Genomic DNA, 16,296 nt, shown 5'->3' on the forward strand with positions numbered 1-16,296 from the left:
GATCGGGGAACGATCGCTGTGCGTGAAACGGCCCTGTCCGAACGAGTTTGACCTGTGTAAGTCGGTTCGGACATGACCGACTTACCTCCGTTCCTGGCCGGCGGCGGCGAGGCCGCCCGCATGATCGCCGAGCGCGACTGGTCGGATCATCCCCTCGGGCCGCCGCAAACCTGGCCGGAATCGCTGCGCACCGCGCTCAGCCTCGTGCTGAACTCGCCCGAGAGCATGATCCTGGCCTGGGGGCCGGAGCTGCACTTCTTCTTCAACGACACCTACTTCCCGCTGCTGGGCCCCCGTCTCCCCTGGGCCATGGGCGAGCGCTTCGATCGGGTCTGGGCCGATGCCTGGGATCAGGCCAAGCCGATCATCGACGACGCCTTCGCCGGCAAGAGCCGCCGCTTCGAGGATCTGCCCTGGACGCTGGCCACCGACCGGGGCGAGGCGCAGACGTGGTGGAGCTTCTCCTACTCGCGGGTGCTCGACGGGGAGGGCCGCATCGCCGGCCTGTTCGTCTTCACCAACGAGACGACGAAGCGCATCCGCATGGAGGCGCTCCAGCGGGAGAGCGAGGCAGCCCTGCGCCGCAGCGAATCCTTCCTGGCGGCGACCCTCCAGGGGCTGCCGGTCGGCGTGATCATCGCCGATGCGGAAGGGCGGATCGTCCACGACAACGTCGCCAACCGCGAGATCTGGGGCATGCCGCCGCAGACCGTGAATTGGGAAAGCTACGGCGACTGGGTCGGCTACTGGCCGGAGACGGGCGAGCGCCTGCGCGCCGAGGAATGGGGCATGGCCCGCGCCCTGCTGCACGGCGAGACCGTGCGCGGCGAACTCGTCGAGATCGAGCGCTTCGACGGCGGCGGGCGGCGCCTGTTCCTGAACAACGCCGCACCGATCCGCGATCGCGCGGGCGCCATCGTCGGCGGCGTGGTGGCCGAACTCGACGTGACCGAGCGGATCGAGGTCGAGCGGCGGCTGCGGGAGAGCGAGGCGCTCGCCCGCGTCAACGCCGAGCGGGTCCAGCTCGCGCTCTCCGCCGGCGCGATCGTCGGCACGTGGTTCTGGGATCTGCCCAGCGACCGCTTCACCGTGGACGAGGGGTTCGCCCGCGCCTTCGGCCTCGATCCGGCGCTCGGCCGCGAGGGCCTGAGCCTCGCCCAGGTGGTCGAGACGGTCCATTCCGACGACAAGGCCGGGCTGGCGAAAGCGATCGGCGAGGCCATCGCCCGCGGCGGCGCCTATGCCCACCAGTACCGGGTGCGGCGGGCGGACGGTCGCTATTACTGGATCGAGGCCAACGGCCGGGTCGATCACGCGCCCGATGCCACGCCGCTCAGCTTTCCGGGCGTGCTCATCGACGTGGAGGAGCGTCGCGCCGTCGCGGCCGAGCGCGACCGGGCCACCGCGCTCCTGCGCGAGAAGGCGGTCGAGTTCGAGACGCTGGCCGACAACATTCCGGCCCTGTGCTGGATGGCCCGGGCCGACGGCCACATCTACTGGTACAACCGGCGCTGGTACGACTACACCGGCACCGATGCCGAGAGCATGCAGGGCTGGGGCTGGAAGGCGGTGCACGATCCCGCCGCGCTGCCGGGGGTGACCGAGCGCTGGCAGCACTCCATCGCCACCGGCGAGCGCTTCGACATGACCTTCCCGCTGCGCGGCCGGGACGGCACGTTCCGCCCCTTCCTGACCCGCATCGTGCCGATCCGCGACGAGACCGGTACCGTCGTGCGCTGGTTCGGCACCAACACCGACATCACCGATCTGCGCGCGGTTCAGGATGCCCTGCACCGGCTCAACGAGACCCTGGAGGAGCAGGTCGCCGCCCGCACCGCCGAGCGCGACCAGATCTGGCAAGCGTCGAGCGACCTTCTGGCCGTGGCCGATTTCGAGGGCCGCTTCGTCAGCCTCAACCCGGCCTGGAGCGCCACGCTGGGCTGGAGCGAGGCCGAGTTGAAGGCGGTCCCCTTCCTCGACTTCGTCCACCCCGAGGACCGGGAATTGACGCGCGCCGCCGCCGCCGGCCTCGCCCGCGGCGAGATGCAGCTCGGCTTCGAGAACCGCTACCGGACCCGCGACGGGGATTACCGCTGGTTCTCCTGGAACACCGTGCCGCGCCAGGGGCTCATCTACGCCTCGGTGCGCGACGTCACCGCGATCAAGGGGCAGGCCCGCGCCCTGGCCGAGGCCGAGGAGGCCCTGCGCCAATCGCAGAAGATGGAGGCGGTGGGCCAGCTCACCGGCGGGCTGGCCCACGACTTCAACAACCTGCTCGCCGGCATCTCGGGCAGCCTGGAGCTGATGCAGACCCGCATCAGCCAGGGCCGGCTCAAGGATGTCGACCGCTACATGGGCGCCGCCCAGGGCGCGGCCAAGCGTGCCGCCGCGCTGACGCACCGCCTGCTCGCCTTCCTCCCGCCGCCAGACGCTGGACCCGCGGCCCACCGACGTGAACCGGCTGGTGATGGGCATGGAGGATCTGATCCGGCGCACGGTCGGTCCCACCATCACCATCGAGGTGGTGGGGGCGGCCGGGCTCTGGCCCTCCCTCGTTGATCCGCCGCAGCTCGAGAATGCGCTGCTCAACCTCTGCATCAACGCCCGCGACGCGATGCCCGAGGGCGGGCGCATCACCATCGAGACCGCCAACAAGTGGCTCGATGCCCATGCCGCGCACCAGCACGACGTTCCGCCGGGCCAGTACCTCTCGCTGTGCGTGACCGATACCGGCACCGGCATGAGCCCGGACGTGCGGGCCAAGGCGTTCGACCCGTTCTTCACGACCAAGCCCACCGGCCAGGGCACGGGCCTCGGCCTGTCGATGATCTACGGCTTCGCCAAGCAGACGGGCGGGCAGGTGCGGATCTATTCCGAACTCGGCCAGGGCACGACGGTCTGCATCTACCTGCCCCGCTTCCACGGCGAGGCGGAGGATCTCGATTCGCTCGGCCCCCTGGTCGATGCGCCGCGCGCCGAGCAGGGTGAGACGGTGCTCGTGGTCGATGACGAACCGACCGTGCGGATGCTGGTGACGGAGGTGCTGGAAGACCTCGGCTATACCGCGATCGAGGCCGCCGACAGCGCCAGCGGCCTCAAGGTGTTGCAATCGGACGTGCGCATCGACCTGCTCATCTCCGATGTCGGGCTGCCCGGCGGCATGAACGGCCGCCAGATGGCCGATGCAGGCCGTCTCTCGCGCCCCGGCCTCAAGGTGCTGTTCATCACCGGCTATGCCGAGAACGCGGCGGTGGGCAACGGCCACTTGGAGCCCGGCATGGCGGTGCTGACCAAGCCGTTCGTGGTCGAGACCCTGGGCCTGCGCATCCGCGAGATCATCGCGCGGGGGTAGTATGGGGGAGCGGCCGGGGCTCCCAGTCGCCCCGTCAGGCCCGGATCGAGCCGACGAAGTGCTGGACGGAGCTCCGGAGCTCGGTGGATTGCCCGTTCAGCGCGATGGCGTCCTGCAGCACCCGATCCGCCGCACGCCCCGTGGCGCTGGAGGCGCCGATGACGGATTCGATCTCGCCGGTGGCCAGGCGCATGCCGTGCGAGGCGGCCGAGATGTTGTGGGCGATCTCCTGGGTCGCCGTCGATTGCTCGTCGATGGCGTAGGCGATCGCGTCCGCCATGCCGGTGGCGCGCTGGATCGCCTGCGTGATGTTGCCGATGGCCTGCACCGTCTGCTCCGTGGCCACGCGGACCGAGCCGATATGCGCCGCGATCTCGTCGGTGGCCCGGGCCGACTGACCCGCTAGGGCCTTCACCTCGGCGGCGACGACGGCGAACCCCTTGCCGGCGGCGCCGGCGCGGGCGGCCTCGATCGTGGCGTTGAGTGCCAGCAGGTTCGTCTGCTCCGCCACGCCGCGGATGAGGCCGAGCACTTCGCTGATCCGCGCGGCGGCGGCGCCGAGATCGGCGACCTTGGCTTCCGTCGAGGCGGCTTCTTGAGCGGCCTCCGAGGCTGCCGCGGACGACCCCCGCGCCTGCTGGCGGATCTGATCGATCGAAGCGGACAGCTCCTCCGCGGCCGCGGCCACGGCCTCGATGTTCTGCGAGGCCGAGCGGGAGAGCCGTGCGGCCTCCGCCGAACGCAGGTCGGCCTCTCGGGCCGTGCCGGCCAGATTCGTGGCCTGCGCCTCGAAAGAGCCCGCCGCCGTCGCGACCTGGCCGACGATGCCTCCGACCGAACTGCCGAACTGGTCCGCGGTCCGCTCCAGGCTCTGGCGCCGCTCCACCTCGGCGGATTGCCGCAGGCCCTCGCGCTCCCCTCTCAGCCGCTCCGCCTCGGCGCCGTGCGCCTTCAGGACATCCACCGCGCGGGCGATTTCGCCGATCTCGTCGCGGCGGTCCGTTCCGGGCACCTCGACGTCCCGTGTGCCCTCCACGAGCTGCGTGATGGTCCGCGCCAGCGAGGCCAGCGGCTGCACGACGCGGCGGGTGAAGAAGACCACGATGCCGAAGGTGAACAGGATGACGAGGAGCAGGGTCGCACCCGCCACGGCGAGGCGCTGCAGCGCCGAGGCGATCGTCTCGTCGGCGGTGGCGAGGGCCGATTGCAGGGCGGCATCCCTGACGCTGAGGATCGACTGGAGCATTTTGGTGGTGTGGGGCCGCCATTCCGTGAGGGTCATCGGCGGCTCGGTCCCATCCCGGCCGGCTGCGAACATCCCCGCCACCACCTGTCCCGGATCGGCGATGAAGTTGCGCTCGACCATCGTGAGGGCATCGACCAGCGGGCCTTGCGTTTCGACCTGCATCACGCTGCGCTGCAGCCGCTGCCAAGCCTGCTCGATCCGGCCGTTCATCTCGTGGATCTGCACGGTCAGGGCCGGAGAGAAGCGCTGCTTGGCGCCCGCATACTGACTGAACCAGATCGAGCGGCTGCCGCCGATGTCGCGCAGCTCCATCGCGAGGCTGACGACCGGCACCGAGCGGGCGACCTCGGGATTCTCCCGGGTGATGTCGATCTCGATCATGCCGAGCGTCTTCGAGTTCTGGGCGACGACGGCGATGATCGCTTTCTGGAACGACTTGGCGGCCTGCTCGTCACGGTCCTTGAGCGGCTTGGCGATCTCGCTATCCGCCGCCGCACGCGCGCCCTCGAGTTGGCGGATCGTCGGCTGCAGGGCTTGATCGAGCACGGCCCGCTTGTCGGCGGGCAGGGCCGCGACGGCCCCCGTGATCCGGCCGGCGACGGCCTCGGTCGCCTTCCGGTTCGCCTCCGCCGAGGCCCGGATCGGCGCCTGCTCGGCGCTGTCCGAGAGCAGGAGCTGGTTGTAGGAGCCGCGTTCGAGGGCGAGGCGCTCGTTGAAGCGGGCGATCTCGCCCAGGACCCCGACGAGCTGACGTGCCTCGTCGGCCTGCGACCAGCGCTGCCATTCCTGCCAAGCGATGAAAGAGCTCGAACCCGCGGTCACGAGTCCGACAGAGGCCATGCACGAAACGAAGAGATTCCGGACGCGCATCGGCCCCCCAGTTGTTTTTTCGAAATTTTCGCCACGTCGGCGCTGGGGGCGATTACGCTATGATATTTGTGAACGATCGGTTGACCGGGAATCGAACTGGGTAACGCCTGTTGTTGCACGTTTGCGTGAATCTTGGAGTCTGGGTTCGCGTGTCTTTCGGGAGACGCTGACCGGCGCGGGTCAGTTCGCGGCCCGCTCGGTCGAGAACGCTACCGTCGGCGTCGGATCGTCGAAGCTTGGCTCGGCGGTGATGACTTGGACGTTGCGTTCGAGACCCAGATGCCGGCCGCCCGCCTCAAGCCTCCAGCCGCTCGAAGAACGCCGCGATCGCCGCCGCGGCCTCTTCGGGGCATTCCCGATGCGGAAAGTGCCCGGCGCCCTCGAACGGGGCGAGATCGAGATCCGAGAAGGTCTCGCCGAGCCGGTCGGTCCAGGCGTAGGGGAAGAGCGGGTCCTGCGTGCCCCAGCGGATACAGGTCGGCACGCGGATCGGCGGCAGGGCCGGCGCCTCGCCCCGCACCATGGCGAGCCGTCCCGCCTGCCGGCTCAGGTACCAGTTGAAGCCGCCCTGCAGGTTGCCCGGCACTAGGAAATTATCGGTGAAGGCATCGAGTACCGCGTCGAAGGCGGATGGATTCCCGCCGGCCCAGTGGCGCAGAAAATGGCCGATATACGCGCGGCAGCTCTCGCGGCTGGCGCCGACCACCTCTGCGGCGAACGGCTTGAGGTGGAAGGACTGGTACCAGATCTCGGCCAGCATCTCCGGTTGGGCCAGACGCGGGCCGATGCCGGGATAGGGGCAATCGAAGAAGAACAGGCCGGTGAGCCGGTCCGGATGCGAGCGCCCGAGGGCTTGCCCGACAGAGGCGCCGACATCGTGCCCGACGATCCCGACACGCGCGAGGCCGAGGGCATCGAGAAGGCCGACGATGTCGGCGGCGTGGACCTCCGGACCGGCGTGGTCCGAGGGGCCGTGATCGGGCTTCTCGCTGGCGCCGAAGCCGCGCAGGTCCGGCGCGATCAGGCTGAAGCGGCCGGCGAGCCGGGCCATGACCGGCTCCCAGGTCAGCCAGAATTCCGGCCAGCCGTGCAGCAGCACCAGGGGGCTGCCGGTTCCGGCCCGGGCGACGTGCAGCTGCACGCCGTTGCCCGTCACCGTGTCGTGCCGGATCTCCACCATGCTCAACCGTCCTTCTTCCTGTCGCACCTTCCGCGGGCAACGCGGCGGCCCCGCCGGTCCGTTCCGCAGCGCGCCGTCACAGGCCCGTGCCGTGAGGCCTCGTCGGACCGATCCGGAACGGGGCCGGCTTGACCGGGCAAGCTGGACCGTTTCAATGCGTCCATTCCTGCCGGTCGCGGGAGAGAGATGGCACCGTATGAGGCGGCAGATGGCGACGACGGTTCGGTGGCTCGCGCTCCCGCTCGTGCTGGGCGGCAGCCTCGCCGTCTCGGGCTGCACCGGCTTCGGCTACATCTCGCAGACCTACGTCAGCCAGGTGCCGCAGGTCGTCACGATCGGCTGTAACGAGCCCTACGAGGTCTACGACAACCGCCAGCGCCGCCGGGTTCTGGTGGTCTCGAACGCCCTGCGCGAGGTGACGGGCTGCGATGTGGGCCGGGTCGGCAACGGGCGTCCGCCGGCCGAGACACGGGCCGCGCGCTTCCGCACGGCGGCACGCACCTATCTCGACGAGACCGTGCGCGAGGATTGCAAGATCACCGGCGAGACCGTCTTCAGCGATCTGCAGACCGAGTTCGCCTATGCCTGCGACGCCCCGGTGGAGCCGCGCGGCACGGCGGTGCCGCGGCTGCCCGGACGGCGCAACCAGCGCTGATCGGGACCCGGTCAGGCCCGCCTTCAGGTTTCGTGTTCGGATTCTTGCGGACTGACGAAGGTCCGCTCCGTCGCATCGCCCGCCGCGGCGAGCAGCGCCCGAGCGAAGGCCCGCGCCTCGGCGCGGTCGAGGCTGAGGATCGCGGTGACGGGGCGGCCGCCGAGATCGGGCAGTCCCAGTTCGAGGCGCACGCCCTCGCCCTCCGGCGTGGCGGACAAGCTCCAGCCGCGCTCACCGCTCGGTGCGTTGCCCGTTCCCTCGCCTGATCCACTGCCCATTCCAACGCCCTTGCCGGGCTCGTTCATCGAATTGATCCTTCCGGTCCTTGCCGAGCCTGACATGGAGGGTTTCGCCGCCTCAGACCAGGGGCGCGGCGCGGGCGGGCGGCTCGGCGAAGACGATTGACGCGCGCGGCCGGGGATGATGTCTGCGCGCCGACCGCCCGCCGGGCGCGACGCCACACGACAACTCAAGGGATGACCGACATGTCCGAGATCTGGTTCCGCACCGGCGAGGCGACCGTGCTCGCGGCCGAAGGGCAGTTCACCGACGCGATGCCGGAGGTGCTGATCGGCTCCACCCGCGGCCCCGTGGGCCACGGTTTCGCGAGCATGCTGGGGCAGGTCCAGGGCCATACCCGCATGTTCGTGGTGCGCGACCTCAACCAGCTCGTGCGCCCCTCCACGATCATGACCACCAAGGTCACGATCCACACCGCCGAATATGCCGAGCTGCTGGGCGGCGTGGTTCAGGCGGCCACGGCTGATGCCATCGTCGATTGCGTGATCGAGGGCATCCTGCCGAAGGACGGGCTCGACGAACTCTGCATGATCATCACGATCTGGCTCGACGAGCGCTGCGGCACGGACGAAAACCTCGACCGCAAGGATCTCTACCGCACCAATTACGAGGCGACGAAGCTCGCCATCGCCCGCGCCATGAAGGGCGAGCCGACGATCGACGAGCTGATCGCCAACCGCAAGACGGTGAAGCACTACGCGCTCGAAGACATCATCGAGTATTGATTTTTTCGCACGCGACGGGACGCGGTTTAGGCCGCGCCCCGGTCGATGGGCTTCGGTCGCTCGGCCCGATCATCCCGCGGTTTTTGGGAGGATCGGACCGCCTCACGCGAGAAGACTACTTCTTGGCGACGTAGGGGGCGATCATCTTGCGCGGATCGACGATCCGGTCGTAGTCGGCCTCGGAGACGTAGCCGAGCTTGAGCGCCGCCTCCCGCAGGCTGAGATCCTCCTCGTGCGCGAGGTGGGCGATCTTCGACGCCTTGTCGTAGCCGATCGTCGGGGCCAAAGCCGTCACCAGCATGAGCGAGCGATCGACGTAGTCCTTGATCCGCTTGTGATTGGGCTTCGTGCCCTCGATGAGGTGCTTGCGGAAGTTGCGGCTGCCGTCGCTCAGCAGCCGGATCGACTGCAGGACGTCGTAGATCATCACCGGCTTGTAGACGTTCATCTCGAGCGAGCCGCTGGCGCCGCCGAACCCGGTGCTGACGTCGTTGCCCATCACCTGAAGGGTGACCATCGTCAGCGCCTCGACCTGGGTCGGGTTCGTCTTGCCCGGCATGATCGAGGAGCCCGGCTCGTTCTCCCGGGATGATCAGCTCGGCCAAGCCCGCGCGCGGACCGCAGGACAGCAGCCGGATATCGTTGGCGATCTTGTAGAGCGAGCCGGCCAGCGTGCGCAGCGTGCCGGACAGGTGGACGATGGCGTCGTGCGCGCCTTGCACCACGAACTTGTTGGGCGCCGTGACGAAGGGCAGGCCGGTCAGCCGCGCGATCTCCTTCGCGCTCGCCTCGGCAAAGCCCGGCTGCGCGTTGATGCCGGTGCCGACCGCGGTGCCGCCGAGGGCCAGACGGTACACACCCTTCAGCGCGTCGTCGAAGCGCTCCAGGTTGTCGCTCAGCATGCCCGAATAGCCCGACCATTCCTGCCCGAGCGTGATCGGGACGGCATCCTGCATATGGGTGCGCCCGATCTTGATGATGTCCTTCCACGCCTCCGCCTTCGCGGCGATGCTGTCCCGCAGCTCGGTGATGGAGGGCGCCAGCCGCTGCCGGACCGCGATCGCGGCGGCCATGTACATCGCCGTCGGGAAGGTGTCGTTCGACGACTGGGCCATGTTGACGTGGTCATTGGGATGCACGGGATTCTTGCTCCCGAGCGGCTGACCGGCGATCTGGCTGGACCGGTTCGCGATCACCTCGTTGACGTTCATGTTGAACTGGGTGCCGCTACCCGTCATCCAGACGTGCAGCGGAAACATCTCCGCGTGCTGTCCGGCCAGAATCTCGTCGCAGACCTGAACGATGAGCTTGTGCTGCGTCTCGCCGAGGCGGCCATCCGCGAAGTTGACGTTGGCGGCGGCCTTTTTCAGGATCGCGTAGCTCGACACGAGCTCACGCGGCATCCGCTCGATCCCGATGTCGAAATTCTCGATCGACCTCTGCGTCTGGGCGCCCCACAGCTTGTCGCAGGGGATCTTCACCTCACCCATGCTGTCCTTCTCGACGCGGAAGCACTCGCCGCCATCCGTCGCAGGAATCCCGGCGGGCTGCACGCCGGCTTTGCCGGTCTCCGCGGCCGCCACCTTCGGGATTGTCGCACCGGCCGCCAAGCCGATCGACGTGAGCAGTCCGGTCTTGAGGATGTCCCTGCGCTCCATGGAGCCGTGCCCTTTCTTGCTCTCGCGACCGACGTGCCGAGGAGGACGGGCGATCACGGCCCGTCCGGCCGCGGCCCGCACGCGATCCTCCGGCGAGGCGCACGCGATCAATGATCCATCGTCCACGGGCAGGATGAGCCCGGCCGGGCGACGGCCGGGGCTGCATGCGTGGCGCAAGGCAGGTGATCAATTGTTATGGAGGGATAGGGCTGACACTTGGTCTGCCCTGTAGGCCTCTCACCTGATGCTTCGGCAGTGAAAAGCAGATGGGTGCTGAATTTTCAGGCTTCGGTTTGGTCTTGTGATAATATAATTCAATATCGCCAGGTCGGCATCGATCGTGCCGATGGGCGTGTCTGTCAGGACACGCCCGCTGCGCCATCGCGCCCGGTGCCGAAACGGTCAGGGATCCGGCATTGCGTGACGTGGGCCTGCATCGGACTTGGCGGACATCGCCGCGCGTCGTGCCCGAACTTCGGACGCCCTCATTCCGGGGGAGGGCGCCGGCGACCGGAAGCGGCGTCCCGGTCGCCGGAAACCGGGCCGGGCGTCAGAACTCGATCCCCTCCTGCGCCTTCACCCCGGCGGAGAAATGGTGCTTCACGCTGCCCATCTCGGTGACGAGGTCAGCGGCCTCGATCAGCGCCGGCTTGGCGTTGCGGCCGGTCACGACGACGTGAAGGTCGGGACGCCGGGCGGCGAGGTCGGCGAGCACCGCGTCGAGGTCGAGATAGTCGTAGCGTAGGGCGATGTTCAGCTCGTCGAGGACGAGCAGGCGGATGCTCTCGTCCGCCATCAGAGCGCGCGCGGTTTCCCAGGCGTTGGCGCAGGCGGCGATGTCGCGGGCCTTGTCCTGCGTCTCCCAGGTGAAGCCCTCGCCGAGCGCCTGCCAGACGATCTGGTCGCCGAAGCTCTTGAGCGCGCGGGCCTCACCCGTGTCCCAGGCGCCCTTGATGAACTGCACCACGCCGACCCGATGACCCCGCCCGAGCATGCGCAGCACGAGGCCGAGGGCGGCCGTGGTCTTGCCCTTGCCGGGGCCGGTATGGACGATCAGCAGGCCCTTCTCGATCTTCTTCGAGGCGACCTCGGCGTCCTGCACCGCCTTGCGCTTGGCCATCTTTTCGCGGTGGCGCGTGTCGTCTTCGGTCATCAGGGATTCTCGCGTGAGGGTTTGACCGTCAGCGGCAGCCCGGCGACGGTGAGCACGACCCGGTCGGCCTCGCGCGCCAGCCGCTGGTGCAGCCGCCCGGCCGCATCGCGGAAGCGGCGGGCGAGCGCGTTGTCCGGCACGATGCCGAGGCCGACTTCGTTGGCCACCAGCACCAGCGGACCCGGCGCCGCGGCGCAGGCCCGCGCCAGGGCCTCGGTCGCCGCGTCGAGATCCGCCTCGGCCAGCAGCAGGTTGGTGAGCCAGAGCGTGAGGCAATCGACCAGCACCGGCCCGGTCGCGGCGGCCACCGCCTCCGGCAGCGCCATCGGCACGTCGAGGGTGTGCCAGGAGTCGGAGCGCCGCGCCCGGTGCTCGTCGATGCGGACCCGCATCTCCTCGTCCCAGGCCTGCGCCGTGGCGATGTAGAGCCAGGGGGCGGGACAGGCCTCGATCAGCCGCTCGGCATAGGCGCTCTTGCCCGACCGCGCACCGCCGAGCACCAGGGTCATCCGGGGGGCGGCCTGAAGCATCCGCACCCTTTGCCCCACGCGCCGCCAGCGCGTCAAAGTCAGTCTATTGACAATATGCTGTCAAATCGGCAGCATATTGTCATGAAACGTTCAGATCATGAGGCCGCGGACGCCGCGACGGCTCTGGTGCTGGAGATCTTCCGGTCGAGCGGCGCGCTGCTGGCCGCCGGCGATCGGCTGGTGGGGGATTTCGGCCTCACCAGCGCCCGCTGGCAGGTTCTGGGCGCCGTCGCACTCGCGGCGCAGCCGCTGCCGGTCGCCCGCATCGCCCGCGACATGGGCATGACGCGCCAGGGCGTGCAGCGGACGGTCAATGAGCTGGCGAAAGCCGGCCTCGTGAGCTTCGCGGACAATCCCCACCACCTGCGCGCCCGCCTCGTTCTCCTCACGCCCGCGGGCCGGGATGCCTACGCGGCGGCGGCGGCGCGGCAGGCGCCCTGGGCGGCCGCACTCGCCCGCGATCTCGACCCTGCGGCGCTCAATGCGGCCCGCGCCCTCGTGCGGACCATCGGCGAGCGGGCCGGCGAACGCCGGAGCGGCGAACAACCGGGAGACCACGATGCTGATCGGTGAACTCGCCCTCGTCGCGGCGGCGGCCTTTGCCGGCGCCGCGCTCTATGTCGGCTTCGTGGAGCATCCGGCCCGGCTGGTCCTCGACCCGGCCTCCCAATTGCAGCAATGGCGCCCGAGCTATCGCCGCGCGACCCGGATGCAGGGCGGCTTGGCGCTGGCCGCCACCGCCCTCGGCCTGCTCGCCTGGGCGCGTACCGGCGATCCGCGATGGGGGCTCGGGGCGGCGCTCGCGCTCGCCAACTGGCCCTATACGATGCTGGCGATCATGCCGACCAACCGTGCCCTGCTCGCCGCATCGAGTGCCGATCCGGTCGTGGCGCCGCTGATGCAACGCTGGATCCGCCTGCACGCAGTCCGCAGCGGGCTCGGTCTGGCGGCGGTGGCGGCCTTCCTCTGGGCGCTGCGGTGATCGCGGCCGGTGCGGGACACGTTGTGCGTCCGTCCGCATCAGGCTATGACCGCTCCGTGACGGTGCCCCGGCAACGGGGTGAAAAGGGAATGCGGTGAGAGGTTTTCCAGAAGCCTCAATTCCGCGGCTGCCCCCGCAACTGTAAGCGGCGAGTTCCTGCCACGAGCCACCGGGTGATCCGGGAAGGCGGCAGGCACGATACCAGCCGCGAGCCAGGAGACCTGCCGTCCAGCGAAGTTTTGTTCTCGAACGCCGCCGGTGGGGCGGCCGGAGCTCGTGACCCGATGACGACTGCGACCCTTCAGACCCAGGCCGCCACCACCCGTTCGGCCGAGGGCGCCCGCGCGCTCCTCGTCGCCGCCTTCCTCGGCCTCGGTCTCGTCTTCGTGGCGGGCTTCGCCCCGGCCTCGGTGCTGCACAACGCGGCGCACGATTTCCGCCACGCGCAGAACTTCCCCTGCCACTGATCCGCGCATTCAGCGGCTTCAAAGCAGTTCCATGATCATCCGGTTGCTGTCGGCGGCGCTCGTCGCCGGCTTCCTCGCGTCCGTCGTCGCGACGGGCCTGCAGCTCACGCTGACCTCCCCGCTGATCCTTCAGGCGGAGACCTTTGAAGGCGAGGGCGCGCATGCCGCCCTACCGCCCTCCCGCGATGAGACCTCTTTCGCCGCCCTGATCGTCCCGGCCCACGCGCATGCGCATGGCGAGGGCGGACACGACCACGGCACGGCCGACGCGTGGCAGCCTGCGCCGGGCCTTCAGCGGATGGCCTTCACCGGTCTCGCCACGCTGGTCGGCGGCGTCGGCTACGCGCTGCTGCTCGCGGCGGTGATGCTGGCCCTGCGCCGTGAGCCGACCCCGCAGGGCGGACTCGTCGTCGGCATCGCCGGCTTCCTCGCGGTGGTCCTCGCCCCCGCCATCGGCCTGCCGCCGGAACTGCCCGGCATGGGGGCGGCGCCGCTCGTGCTGCGCCAGTCGTGGTGGCTGATGACGGTGGTGGCGACCGGGCTCGGACTCTACCTGATCGCCGTGCGGCGGGTGCCGCTGACGATCCTCGGTGGCCTCGTCCTCATCGTCGCGCCGCATCTCGCGGGCGCGCCGCAATCGATCGACACCGTCTCCTCGCAGGTGCCGCCGGCCACGGCCGCGCAGTTCGCCGCACGCGCGCTCGCTATCGGCTTCGTGTTCTGGGCGGTGATCGGGCTCGCCTATGGCTGGGCCTGGGGCCTGTTCGGCCGCGAGGCGGGTGCCCGTGCGAATGCCTGATCCCGATAGCGCCATCCTGTCGGTCTGCACCACCTGCCGCGCGGCGGGTGACGCGTCCGAGCCGCGCGCCGGGGCCAAGCTGCTGGCCGCGCTGCTGGCGGAGGCAGGGCGTGAGCCCGTGCCGGGCCTGACGATCGAGGGCACCGAGTGCCTTTCGGTCTGCAAGCGGCCCTGCACCGTCGCGGTCGTCTCGCCCGACCGCTGGACCTACGTCTACGGCGACTTCGACGCGCTCGAAGACCCCGACACCTCCGCCCGCACCCTTCTGGCGGGCCTGCGCCGTTACCTCGAGACCCCTGACGGCGTCGTGCCCTGGCGCGAGCGCCCGGAGGCGTTTCGTAAGGGCGTCGTCGCCCGCATCCCGCCGCTCAGAGTTCCTCACGAAACTCCTGGCCAGGAGTTTCGTGAGAGACACTCAGCTGGCCCCGAACCGGAAGTCTCAGAGCCATGAGCCTCGTGGACAAGATCCCCTGCACCATCGTCACCGGCTTCCTCGGGGCCGGCAAGACGACGCTCGTGCGCCATACCGTCGAGAACGCCCGCGGGCGCCGCCTTGCCATCATCGTCAACGAGTTCGGCGATCTCGGCTTCGACGGCTCGTTCCTCGCCGCCTGCGGCATCGAGGGCTGCAACGAGGATTCCGTGGTGGAGCTGCCCAACGGCTGCATCTGCTGCACCGTGGCCGACGACTTCGTGCCGGCGCTGACCAAGCTTCTGGACCGGCCCGAGCCGCCGGAGCACATCCTGATCGAGACCTCCGGCCTCGCCCTGCCCAAGCCCCTGGTGCAGGCCTTCCAGTGGCCGGCGATCCGCTCGCGGGTGACCGTGGACGGCGTGGTCGCGGTGGTGGACGGCCCGGCGGTCGCCGCGGGGATGTTCGCCGAGGACCCCGACGCCCTCGCCAACCAGCGCGCGGCGGACCAATCGGTCGATCACGACAACCCGCTGGAGGAGGTGTTCGAGGACCAGATCCTCTGCGCCGACCTCGTGGTGCTCAACAAGGCCGACCTGCTCGACGCAGCGGGCCGCGACAAGGTCCGCGCCGACATCCAGGCGCACCTGCCCCGCGCGGTCGAGATCGTCGAGACCGAGCACGGCCGGCTCGACCCGCGTGTGCTGCTCGGCATCGCGGCGGCGGCCGAGGACGACCTCGACGCGCGCCCCTCGCATCACGGCGAGGGCGAGGATCACGACCACGACGATTTCGAATCGGTCGCGATCCCCGTCGGCATCGCCGGCAGCCCGGAAGACCTGTCCGCCCGCGTGGAGAAGGCGGCCGAGACCGAGGGCGTGCTGCGGATCAAGGGCTTTGCCGAGGTGAAGGGCAAGCCGATGCGCCTCGTGGTGCAGGGCGTCGGCCGGCGCGTCGCCTCCCATTACGACCGCCCGTGGAAGGGTTCGGAGCCCCGCGACGGACGCCTCGTCGTCATCGGCCTCAAAGGCTTCGATCAGGACGCGGTCGCCGCCGCCCTGCGCGGATGAACCGGGGCGAGGCCGCAGGCCGGCGGCCGCGCGGGCTCTGGCTCGCGGTCCCCGTCCTCGCCCTGCTCGCCGGCTGTTCCGATAGCGGGCGTGAGGCGGACGGGGCGATGCGGATGGCCCAGGCCCCTGCGCCCGCGCCCTTCGTCTCCGCCGCGCGTGAGGGAAGCGCGGCCAAGCTCGCCTATCGCCACGACCTCACCGTCGGCCTCGGGCCGGATCGGGTGGCGCCGCACTTCGCCGCCGCCCGCGACCGCTGCCTCGACGCCGCCGCGACCTGCACGCTGCTGAATTCCTCGATCCGGGACGGCAACGGCGCGAACCCGCCGCAGGCGCAGATCGAGGTGCGGCTGCCGCACGCCGCGGTCGCTCCTTACGTCGCCTTCGTCACCGGTCCGCTGCCGGGCGAGGCGGCGGGCGACGTCGTGCTGATCGAGCAGGCGACCCGCGCCGAGGATCTGACGGCCTCGATTGCCGATACCGGCCGGCGCCTCGCTCAGCTCAACGATTACCGCACCCGCCTGACCGCGCTGGCCGAGAAGCCGGACAACCGGGCCGAGGATCTAATCAAGATCGCGGGCGAGCTGGCGCAGGTTCAGAGCCAGATCGAGGAGGCGGAGGGGACGCGCCGCGGGCTCGACGAGCGCGTGGACACCGAGATCGTCACGGTGGACTTCCGCACCAGCCGGGCGCGGGCCGGCGCCTTCGCCCCGGTGCAGGAGGTCTGGGCCCGCAGCGGCCCGATCCTCGGCGAGAGCGCGGCCTCGGCCCTCCGCTTCACCGTCGCGAGCCTGCCCTGGCTGCCGATTGTCCTTTTTGCCGCCTTGCTCCTCCGGCTGGTCTGGCGCATCCGGCGCAAGCGGGCCCATCCGGCGCGCGTCCCGTTGGAGCCGTGAGGGC

At 70.0% G+C, this 16,296-nt stretch carries 14 protein-coding genes, 2 pseudogenes and 1 riboswitch; of the genes and pseudogenes, 10 read left to right on the forward strand and 6 right to left on the reverse strand.

Going from position 1 to position 16,296, the window contains the following annotated elements; translation table 11 throughout:
- Positions 1-72: 72 nt before the first annotated feature.
- Positions 73-3,352: pseudogene (locus tag M2437_RS25755) on the forward strand (PAS domain S-box protein).
- A 34-nt stretch (positions 3,353-3,386) separates the two neighbouring features.
- Here M2437_RS25755 and M2437_RS25760 read toward each other — a convergent pair.
- The gene (locus M2437_RS25760; RefSeq protein ID WP_253389069.1) at positions 3,387-5,438 is read right to left on the reverse strand and encodes a methyl-accepting chemotaxis protein; all 2,052 of its coding nucleotides are present in this window, start codon (positions 5,436-5,438) and stop codon (positions 3,387-3,389) included.
- Positions 5,439-5,763: 325 nt separating this feature from the next.
- Positions 5,764-6,648, reverse strand: coding sequence for an alpha/beta fold hydrolase (locus M2437_RS25765; protein WP_253389070.1), 885 nt, complete (start codon positions 6,646-6,648; stop codon positions 5,764-5,766).
- Positions 6,649-6,856: 208 nt separating this feature from the next.
- Here M2437_RS25765 and M2437_RS25770 point away from each other — a divergent pair, with 208 nt between their 5' ends.
- On the forward strand, positions 6,857-7,303 hold the full coding sequence (locus M2437_RS25770) for a hypothetical protein (RefSeq protein WP_003601905.1): 447 nt from the start codon (positions 6,857-6,859) through the stop codon (positions 7,301-7,303).
- 23 nt (positions 7,304-7,326) lie between these two features.
- Here M2437_RS25770 and M2437_RS25775 read toward each other — a convergent pair whose 3' ends face one another.
- Complete coding sequence (locus M2437_RS25775) at positions 7,327-7,608, reverse strand: hypothetical protein (protein WP_253389071.1); 282 nt, start codon at positions 7,606-7,608, stop codon at positions 7,327-7,329.
- A gap of 180 nt (positions 7,609-7,788) precedes the next feature.
- Between M2437_RS25775 and fae the strand changes: the two genes are divergently transcribed.
- The gene (gene fae, locus M2437_RS25780; protein ID WP_003601903.1) at positions 7,789-8,328 is read left to right on the forward strand and encodes a formaldehyde-activating enzyme; all 540 of its coding nucleotides are present in this window, start codon (positions 7,789-7,791) and stop codon (positions 8,326-8,328) included.
- Between the two features lie 115 nt (positions 8,329-8,443).
- Here fae and fumC read toward each other — a convergent pair.
- The 3 genes and pseudogenes from fumC to cobU all read right to left on the reverse strand — a co-directional run bounded on the left by fumC (position 8,444) and on the right by cobU (position 11,669).
- Positions 8,444-9,986, reverse strand: a pseudogene (fumC, locus tag M2437_RS25785) (class II fumarate hydratase).
- Positions 9,987-10,536: 550 nt separating this feature from the next.
- Complete coding sequence (gene cobO, locus M2437_RS25790) at positions 10,537-11,139, reverse strand: cob(I)yrinic acid a,c-diamide adenosyltransferase (RefSeq protein WP_076644277.1); 603 nt, start codon at positions 11,137-11,139, stop codon at positions 10,537-10,539.
- A complete protein-coding gene (cobU, locus tag M2437_RS25795; RefSeq protein ID WP_015822077.1) occupies positions 11,139-11,669 on the reverse strand; it encodes a bifunctional adenosylcobinamide kinase/adenosylcobinamide-phosphate guanylyltransferase in 531 nt (176 codons plus the stop codon). Before cobU ends, cobO begins: the two co-directional genes overlap by 1 nt.
- A gap of 81 nt (positions 11,670-11,750) precedes the next feature.
- Between cobU and M2437_RS25800 the strand changes: the two genes are divergently transcribed.
- From M2437_RS25800 to M2437_RS25830, 7 genes are all read left to right on the forward strand, one after another.
- The gene (locus M2437_RS25800; protein ID WP_253389072.1) at positions 11,751-12,242 is read left to right on the forward strand and encodes a MarR family winged helix-turn-helix transcriptional regulator; all 492 of its coding nucleotides are present in this window, start codon (positions 11,751-11,753) and stop codon (positions 12,240-12,242) included.
- Positions 12,229-12,651 (forward strand): anthrone oxygenase family protein, encoded by a 423-nt coding sequence (locus M2437_RS25805; protein ID WP_056112070.1) that lies wholly within the window; start codon positions 12,229-12,231, stop codon positions 12,649-12,651. Before M2437_RS25800 ends, M2437_RS25805 begins: the two co-directional genes overlap by 14 nt.
- A 44-nt stretch (positions 12,652-12,695) precedes the next feature.
- Positions 12,696-12,894: riboswitch (cobalamin riboswitch) on the forward strand.
- Positions 12,895-12,935: 41 nt separating this feature from the next.
- Positions 12,936-13,118: a CbtB domain-containing protein gene (locus M2437_RS25810; protein ID WP_003606625.1), complete on the forward strand. Its 183-nt coding sequence runs from the start codon at positions 12,936-12,938 to the stop codon at positions 13,116-13,118.
- Positions 13,119-13,149: 31 nt separating this feature from the next.
- Positions 13,150-13,917 carry a CbtA family protein gene (locus tag M2437_RS25815; protein ID WP_253389073.1) on the forward strand — a complete coding sequence of 256 codons (768 nt, stop codon included), beginning with the start codon at positions 13,150-13,152 and terminating at the stop codon, positions 13,915-13,917.
- On the forward strand, positions 13,910-14,368 hold the full coding sequence (locus tag M2437_RS25820; RefSeq protein ID WP_253389074.1) for a DUF1636 family protein: 459 nt from the start codon (positions 13,910-13,912) through the stop codon (positions 14,366-14,368). The genes M2437_RS25815 and M2437_RS25820 overlap by 8 nt, the downstream gene beginning before the upstream one ends.
- Positions 14,365-15,399, forward strand: coding sequence for a cobalamin biosynthesis protein CobW (gene cobW, locus M2437_RS25825; RefSeq protein ID WP_147016639.1), 1,035 nt, complete (start codon positions 14,365-14,367; stop codon positions 15,397-15,399). The genes M2437_RS25820 and cobW overlap by 4 nt, the downstream gene beginning before the upstream one ends.
- On the forward strand, positions 15,396-16,292 hold the full coding sequence (locus tag M2437_RS25830; RefSeq protein WP_253389075.1) for a DUF4349 domain-containing protein: 897 nt from the start codon (positions 15,396-15,398) through the stop codon (positions 16,290-16,292). The genes cobW and M2437_RS25830 overlap by 4 nt, the downstream gene beginning before the upstream one ends.
- Positions 16,293-16,296: the final 4 nt, after the last annotated feature.

This window comes from Methylorubrum pseudosasae (genome assembly GCF_029504475.1).
Classification (GTDB): Bacteria; Pseudomonadota; Alphaproteobacteria; order Rhizobiales; family Beijerinckiaceae; genus Methylobacterium; species Methylobacterium extorquens.